The sequence below is a fragment of the uncultured Amnibacterium sp. genome (assembly GCF_964244015.1).
Taxonomy (GTDB): domain Bacteria; phylum Actinomycetota; class Actinomycetes; order Actinomycetales; family Microbacteriaceae; genus Amnibacterium.
Genome location: NZ_CAXTHO010000151.1, coordinates 1 through 6,102 on the forward strand (window position 1 = coordinate 1; position 6,102 = coordinate 6,102).

At 70.0% G+C, this 6,102-nt stretch carries 8 protein-coding genes; 4 read left to right on the forward strand and 4 right to left on the reverse strand.

Going from position 1 to position 6,102, the window contains the following annotated elements; all coding sequences use genetic code 11:
* Window positions 1–129: 129 nt before the first annotated feature.
* Genes rplT through infC form a run of 3 tightly spaced genes read right to left on the reverse strand, consistent with a single transcriptional unit; the run spans window position 130 to window position 1,358 of the window.
* Window positions 130–513 (reverse strand): 50S ribosomal protein L20, encoded by a 384-nt coding sequence (gene rplT, locus ACFE67_RS13540; protein ID WP_375407400.1) that lies wholly within the window; start codon window positions 511–513, stop codon window positions 130–132.
* A 24-nt stretch (window positions 514–537) separates the two neighbouring features.
* Window positions 538–732, reverse strand: coding sequence for a 50S ribosomal protein L35 (rpmI, locus tag ACFE67_RS13545; protein WP_375388484.1), 195 nt, complete (start codon window positions 730–732; stop codon window positions 538–540).
* Entirely contained in the window at window positions 732–1,358 is a 627-nt protein-coding gene (infC, locus tag ACFE67_RS13550) for a translation initiation factor IF-3 (RefSeq protein WP_375407401.1), read from the reverse strand. The genes rpmI and infC overlap by 1 nt, the downstream gene beginning before the upstream one ends.
* A 352-nt stretch (window positions 1,359–1,710) precedes the next feature.
* On the opposite strand from infC, the gene ACFE67_RS13555 reads away from it, so the two are divergent.
* Window positions 1,711–2,037 (forward strand): DUF1844 domain-containing protein, encoded by a 327-nt coding sequence (locus ACFE67_RS13555; RefSeq protein WP_375407406.1) that lies wholly within the window; start codon window positions 1,711–1,713, stop codon window positions 2,035–2,037.
* A gap of 13 nt (window positions 2,038–2,050) precedes the next feature.
* Here the strand turns inward: ACFE67_RS13555 and ACFE67_RS13560 are convergent, their stop codons facing one another.
* Window positions 2,051–3,103, reverse strand: a complete 1,053-nt coding sequence (locus tag ACFE67_RS13560) for an LLM class flavin-dependent oxidoreductase (protein ID WP_375407402.1) — start codon at window positions 3,101–3,103, stop codon at window positions 2,051–2,053.
* A gap of 52 nt (window positions 3,104–3,155) precedes the next feature.
* On the opposite strand from ACFE67_RS13560, the gene ACFE67_RS13565 reads away from it, so the two are divergent.
* The 3 genes from ACFE67_RS13565 to ACFE67_RS13575 form a co-directional block, all read left to right on the forward strand.
* On the forward strand, window positions 3,156–3,707 hold the full coding sequence (locus ACFE67_RS13565) for a dihydrofolate reductase family protein (protein WP_375407403.1): 552 nt from the start codon (window positions 3,156–3,158) through the stop codon (window positions 3,705–3,707).
* 9 nt (window positions 3,708–3,716) lie between these two features.
* Window positions 3,717–4,373, forward strand: coding sequence for a pentapeptide repeat-containing protein (locus ACFE67_RS13570; protein ID WP_375407404.1), 657 nt, complete (start codon window positions 3,717–3,719; stop codon window positions 4,371–4,373).
* 134 nt (window positions 4,374–4,507) lie between these two features.
* The coding region (locus ACFE67_RS13575) for an MFS transporter (RefSeq protein ID WP_375407405.1) at window positions 4,508–6,102 on the forward strand (1,595 nt) is incomplete at its 3' end.

A 6,102-nucleotide genomic window follows, 5' to 3' on the forward strand; every position in this document is an offset into this window, starting at 1 on the left:
TGTGAGCGCCGGTTCCGGCCTGCCGAAGCTCGCACGGCCTGCCGAAGTGCTCAGCTTGGCCCTGTCCGGTGCGGGACGCAGAACGGGCCCGGTCGAGAGACCGGGCCCGTTCGATACGGGTGAGGCGGTTCAGGCGGTCGCGGGCGCCGACGTGTCGGCCGGCAGCGCGGCCTTCGCCGTGGCGACGAGGCCGGCGAACGTCGCCGGCTCGCTGACCGCGAGGTCCGCGAGGATGCGGCGGTCGACCTCGACACCGGCCAGGTTCAGACCCTGGATGAACCGGTTGTAGGTGAGGCCGTTCGCGCGCGCCGCGGCGTTGATCCGCTGGATCCAGAGGCGGCGGAAGTCGCCCTTCTTCTGGCGGCGGTCGCGGTACGCGTAGACGAGGGAGTGGGTGACCTGCTCCTTCGCCTTCCGGTACAGGCGGGACCGCTGACCGCGGTAGCCCTCGGCGCGCTCGAGGATGACCCGACGCTTCTTGTGCGCATTGACGGCGCGCTTGACCCTGGCCATGTCTGTCTCCTGCTCCGACGCGGCCTAGCGGCCGAGCATCTTTCTGATCTGCTTGGCCTGGGGGGCCGCGACCTCGGACTCGCCGGTGAGGCGGCGCGTGAGCCGGCTCGGCTTCTTCTCCTGGTTGTGCCGCATGCCGGCCTGGGCCTTCATGACCTTGCCGGTACCGGTGATCTTGAACCGCTTCTTGGCACCGGAGTGCGTCTTCTGCTTCGGCATCACTGCTCCTGGGATGTCGGGGCTGCCACGGCATCGGTGGATGCCGGGGTGTTCTGGGCGCGGGTCGCAGCGCGCTTGGCGTTCTGCTCCGCCTTGGCGTCGACCTTGCTCTTCGTCGGGCCGATGACCATGACCATGTTGCGACCGTCGATCATGGGGCTGGACTCGACGTTGCCGTACTCGCGGATGTCCTCCGCGAACCGGGCCAGCAGGCGCACACCCTGGTCGGGTCGGCTCTGCTCACGACCCCGGAACAGGATCATGGCCTTCACCTTGTCGCCGGCCTTCAGGAAGCCCTCGGCGCGCTTGCGCTTGGTCTCGTAGTCGTGGGCGTCGATCTTCAGCCGGAAACGGACCTCTTTCAGGACCGTGTTCGCCTGGTTGCGACGGGCTTCCTTGGCCTTCTGCGCCGTCTCGTACTTGAACTTCCCGTAGTCCATGATCTTGACCACCGGAGGACGGGAGTTCGGCGCGACCTCGACGAGGTCGAGATCCGCCTCACGGGCCAGCCGAAGGGCGGTGTCGATCGGGACGACGCCGACCTGCTCGCCGGCAGGTCCGACGAGTCGGACCTCCGGGACACGGATCTTGTCGTTGGTACGGGGATCGCTGATGCGGTGCTCCAAACAGTCGGTTGTGAGTGCGCCGCTCGGGCGGCGCCTCGTGGGTTCAACCGGCGGACGCGCAGAACGATTCCGTGGGGCACGCCCGGGCAGCCGGTTCGCACACCACTCACTGCACCCCGTCGCTCCGTCGCCGGAGGGAGGTGCTTCGACCTCGTCGCCCTTCGAGAAGGCGGGCGGGAGGTGGGATCGCTCCACTTGTACGCCGGGTCGAAGCCCGGAACCGCAGCATCGTACCAGAGCCTCGCCGGGCACCGTCGTCCTCCCCTCTGCGGCCAGAATGAGGGTCGTGACCGACTACCGCTACTCCGCCGACGACGCCCCCGGCGAGTCCGAGGCCGCCGACTCGGACGACGTGCTGGCGGACGCGACGCGCGACATCGCCGACGTGGCCGCCGTCGAGGTGATCGGCGCCGCCGCGGTGCACCTGATGAGCGCCGCCGCGGTGAAGTGCGGGCTGGCGGACGACCCGGGCGCCGAGACCGACCTCGACGAGGCGCGGAAGCTCATCACCGCGCTCGCCGGCCTGATCACGGCTGCAGCGCCGGACCTCAGCGACTCGCACGCGCGCCCCCTCCGGGACGGCCTGCGCACGCTGCAGCTCGCGTTCCGCGAGGCTTCCACGGTGCCGGACCCGATCGGCAAGGGCCCGGGAGAGAAGTGGACCGGCCCGGTCACCTGATCCGCGCGAACGGTCAGACGGCGGGCTGGAGCCTCCGCTCGGCGGGCGGGACCCAGCCGATGGCCGGGGCGACGTGCTTCGCGACCGTCTCGAGGAGACGGGCGTTGTAGTCCACCCCCAGCTGGTTCGGGATCGTGAGCAGCAGCGTGTCCGCGGACTGCACGGCCGCGTCACGGGCGAGCTCCTCCGCGAGCCGGTCGGGCTCCCCCGCGTAGGTCCTGCCGAACCGGGCGTTGCCGCCGTCGAGCCGGCCCACCTGATCCTCGGACGCCTGCTCGCCGCCGAAGTACATCCGGTCGAGGTCGGTCGTGATCGGCATCACGCTGCGGCTGACGGAGACCCGCGGCTCCCAGTCGTGGCCCGCCGCCCGCCATGCGTCGCGGTAGAGCTGGATCTGCTCGGCCTGCAGCTCGTCGAACGGCACGCCGGTGTCTTCGGTGAGCAGTGTGGAGGACTGCAGGTTCAGCCCCTGCTCGGCGACCCAGGTCGCGGTCGCGCGGGTACCGCTCCCCCACCAGATGCGGCGCGTGAGCCCTGGCGACTGCGGCTCGATCGCGAGCGCCTTCGCGACACCGGTCATCCGCGGGTCGGAGGCGGTCATACCGGCGCCGTCGATCGCGGCCATGAAGATCTCGAGCTTGTGCCGCGCGAGGTCGGCGTCGGACATGCCCTCGGGCGGCACGAAACCGAACGCGTGCGCGCCGTGCAGCGCCGTCTCGGGTGAACCCCGGCTCACACCGAGCTGCAGCCTGCCGCCGGAGATCAGATCGGCGACCGCCGCGTCCTCCGCCATGTACAGCGGGTTCTCGTAGCGCATGTCGATCACGCCGGTGCCGAGCTCGATCCGGCTCGTGCGGGCGGCCATCGCCGCGAGCAGCGGGAACGGAGCGGACAGCATCGGCGCGAAGTGGTGCACGCGCACGGAGGCGTTGTCGATGCCGATCTCCTCCGCCGCGACCGCGAGCTCGATGGTCTGCAGCAGGGTGTCGGAGGCGGTGGGCGTGCGCGAGCCGCGCGACGCGCCCCAGTGGCCGAAGGACAGGAAGCCGATGCGCTTCGTAGACATGTCAACAATCCTACGCCTTGCCGGCGGCGCGCGGGAGCGGCATCGTCGCACCATGTCGTCGCTGTCGGCCTTCTTCATCTGCTCGCTCGACCTCCGGACCACCGATGGATCCGGCGCGTTCGACTGGGCGGAGCCGCCCGAGGACGTGCACGCCTTCGCGAACGACCGCACCCGCGAGGTCGGCACCCACCTCTACGGTCGGCGCATGTGGGAGACCATGCGCTTCTGGGAGACGATGCCCGACGAGGACTCGGTGATGGGCGACTACGGCCGGGTGTGGCGTGCGGCGGACAAGGTCGTGTACTCGTCGACGCTGCGCTCGGTCGACACCGCCAGGACGCGACTCGAGCGGCGGTTCGATCCGGCCGCGGTCGGGGCGCTGAAGGCCGGCGCCGACCGGCCTCTCACGATCGGCGGACCCGCCCTGGCCGCGCACGCGTTCGCGGCAGGACTCGTGGACGAACTGGAGCTGCTGCTCGTGCCGGTCGTCGTGGGAGAAGGGCAGCGCGCGCTGCCGGAGGGGTTCCACGCGGGACTCGAGCTGCTGGAGCAGCGGACCTTCCCCGCCGGCTGGGTCCACCTCCGCTACGCGGTCGGCCCGTAGCGTGACGTCGTGGCGAAGCGCGACGCGGTGAACCCGCGGATCTCCACCGTGGTCCTCCCCGAGCTGGAGGAGGGAACGGAGGACGCCTTCCTCCGCGGCGGCCGGTTCGACGGGCACCGGTTCGAGGACCTGGACGCCTCCGGCGCCGCGCTGCACGGCGTCGTGATCGACGAGTGCCTGCTCCGCGCGGTCACCCTCGACGACGTGGTGCTCGACGGCGCGCGGATCGTCGACAGCGTGCTCGACGGCGTCACCGCGACCGCGCTGCGGGCAGCCCGCATCGTGCTGCGCGACGTGCGGATCGAGAGCAGCCGCATCGGCGCCGCCGAGTGGTTCGCGAGCGAGCTGACCCGCGTCGAGTTGATCGGGTGCCGCATCGACTACCTGTCGCTCGCGGACTCGACGCTCGAGGACGTACGGTTCACGGACTGCACCATCGGCGATCTCGACCTCCGCGGCGCGACGGTGCGGCGCACGGCGATCGTCGACTCACGGGTGCGGGAGCTCTCCGTCGGTGGTGCCCGACTCGAGCACCTCGACCTGCGCGGCGCCGACCTCGATCGCATCGACAGCGCCGCGAGCCTGTCGGGCGCGATCGTCTCGACCGATCAGCTCCCCCGGTTCGCACCCCTCCTGGCGGCGGCGCTAGGCATCACCATCGCCTGACCGAGACGTCCTCGAGGCCGTCTGCTCAGCGCGGCGGTCAGCGGATCGCAGGGCGCATGCATATAGTTGTTTGCTGGTAAGCAACATGTTCGGCCGACGGCGTCCGACCCTGACCACCGACCGCCGGAGCCGCATTGACCACCACCGCCCCCGCCCCTCGCCGAGCCATGTTCGACAAGGATCACCCCCACTACAAGTGGGTGGCCCTCAGCAACACCACGCTCGGCATGCTGATGGCGACGATCAACTCATCGATCGTCCTGATCTCCCTGCCAGCGATCTTCAACGGCATCGAGCTGGACGCGCTCGACCCCGGCAACACGAGCTACCTGCTCTGGATGTTGATGGGGTTCATGCTCGTCACCGCGGTCCTCGTGGTGGGGTTCGGCCGCCTCGGCGACATGTACGGGCGCGTGAAGATCTACAACGCCGGCTTCGTGCTGTTCACCATCGGCGCGATCGCGCTCTCCCTCGATCCGTTCATGGAGGGCGCCGGCGCGCTCTGGCTGATCCTCTGGCGGGTGTTCCAGGGCGTCGGAGCGGCGATGCTGTTCGCGAACTCGACGGCCATCCTCACCGACGCGTTCCCGGCGGAGCGCCGCGGCATGGCGCTCGGCATCAACCAGATCGCCGCGATCGCCGGGTCGTTCATCGGCCTGATCCTCGGCGGTCTGCTGGCCGTCATCGACTGGCGCGCGGTGTTCATCGTCTCCGTGCCGCTCGGCATCATCGGCACGATCTGGTCGATCAAGTCGCTGCACGAGGTCGGTCAGAAGAATCCGGGATCGCTCGACATCCCCGGCAACGTGCTGTTCCTCCTGGGCCTCACCTCCCTGCTCACCGGCATCACCTACGGCATCCAGCCCTACGGCGGCAACGCGACCGGCTGGTCGAACCCGTGGGTGCTCGGCAGCATCGTCGGCGGCATCGTCGTGCTCGGCGTGTTCGTGGCGGTGGAGCTGCGCCGGAAGGCGCCGATGTTCCAGTTGCGGCTGTTCAGGTCCCGCCCGTTCGCGATGGCGAACCTCGCCGGGATCCTCGCCTCCATCGGCCGGGGCGGTCTGCAGTTCATGCTGATCATCTGGCTGCAGGGGATCTGGTTGCCGCTGCACGGCTACTCGTACGAGGAGACCCCGCTCTGGGCCGGGATCTACCTGCTGCCGCTGACGATCGGGTTCCTGATCTCGGGCCCCGTGTCGGGGATCCTGTCCGACCGCTGGGGTACTCGCGGGCTCGCGACCAGCGGTCTGCTGCTCACCGCCGCGACCTTCGTCGCCCTGCTGCTGATCCCGGTGAACTTCGCGTACCCGGTGTTCGCGGTCATCACCTTCATGAACGGCGTCGGCTCCGGCATGTTCGGTGCGCCGAACCGCGCGACGATCATGGGCAGCGTGCCCGCGAACCAGCGCGGCTCCGCCTCCGGGATGGCCGGCACGGTGCTGAACGCCGGCTCGTCGCTGTCCATCGGCATCTTCTTCTCGCTGATGGTCGCCGGGCTGGCGGGCTCGTTGCCGCAGGCGATGCGGGCGGGGCTCACCGCCCACAGCGTGCCGGCCGCGGCCGCCGATACGGTGGCGGACATCCCGCCGGTCGGCAGCCTGTTCGCGGCGTTCCTCGGGTACAACCCGATCGAGACGCTGCTCGGACCGTCCGGCATCCTGAAGGGCCTTCCCGCCGCCGACTCGGCCACGCTGACCGGCAAGGAGTTCTTCCCGAACCTCATCGCCGC

Coding starts and splice junctions, on each gene's coding strand:
- rplT (WP_375407400.1), bottom strand. CDS start 513: ATGGCCAGGGTCAAGCGCGCCGTCAATGCGCACAAGAAGCGTCGGGTC.
- rpmI (WP_375388484.1), bottom strand. CDS start 732: ATGCCGAAGCAGAAGACGCACTCCGGTGCCAAGAAGCGGTTCAAGATC.
- ACFE67_RS13560 (WP_375407402.1), bottom strand. CDS start 3,103: ATGTCTACGAAGCGCATCGGCTTCCTGTCCTTCGGCCACTGGGGCGCG.
- ACFE67_RS13565 (WP_375407403.1), top strand. CDS start 3,156: ATGTCGTCGCTGTCGGCCTTCTTCATCTGCTCGCTCGACCTCCGGACC.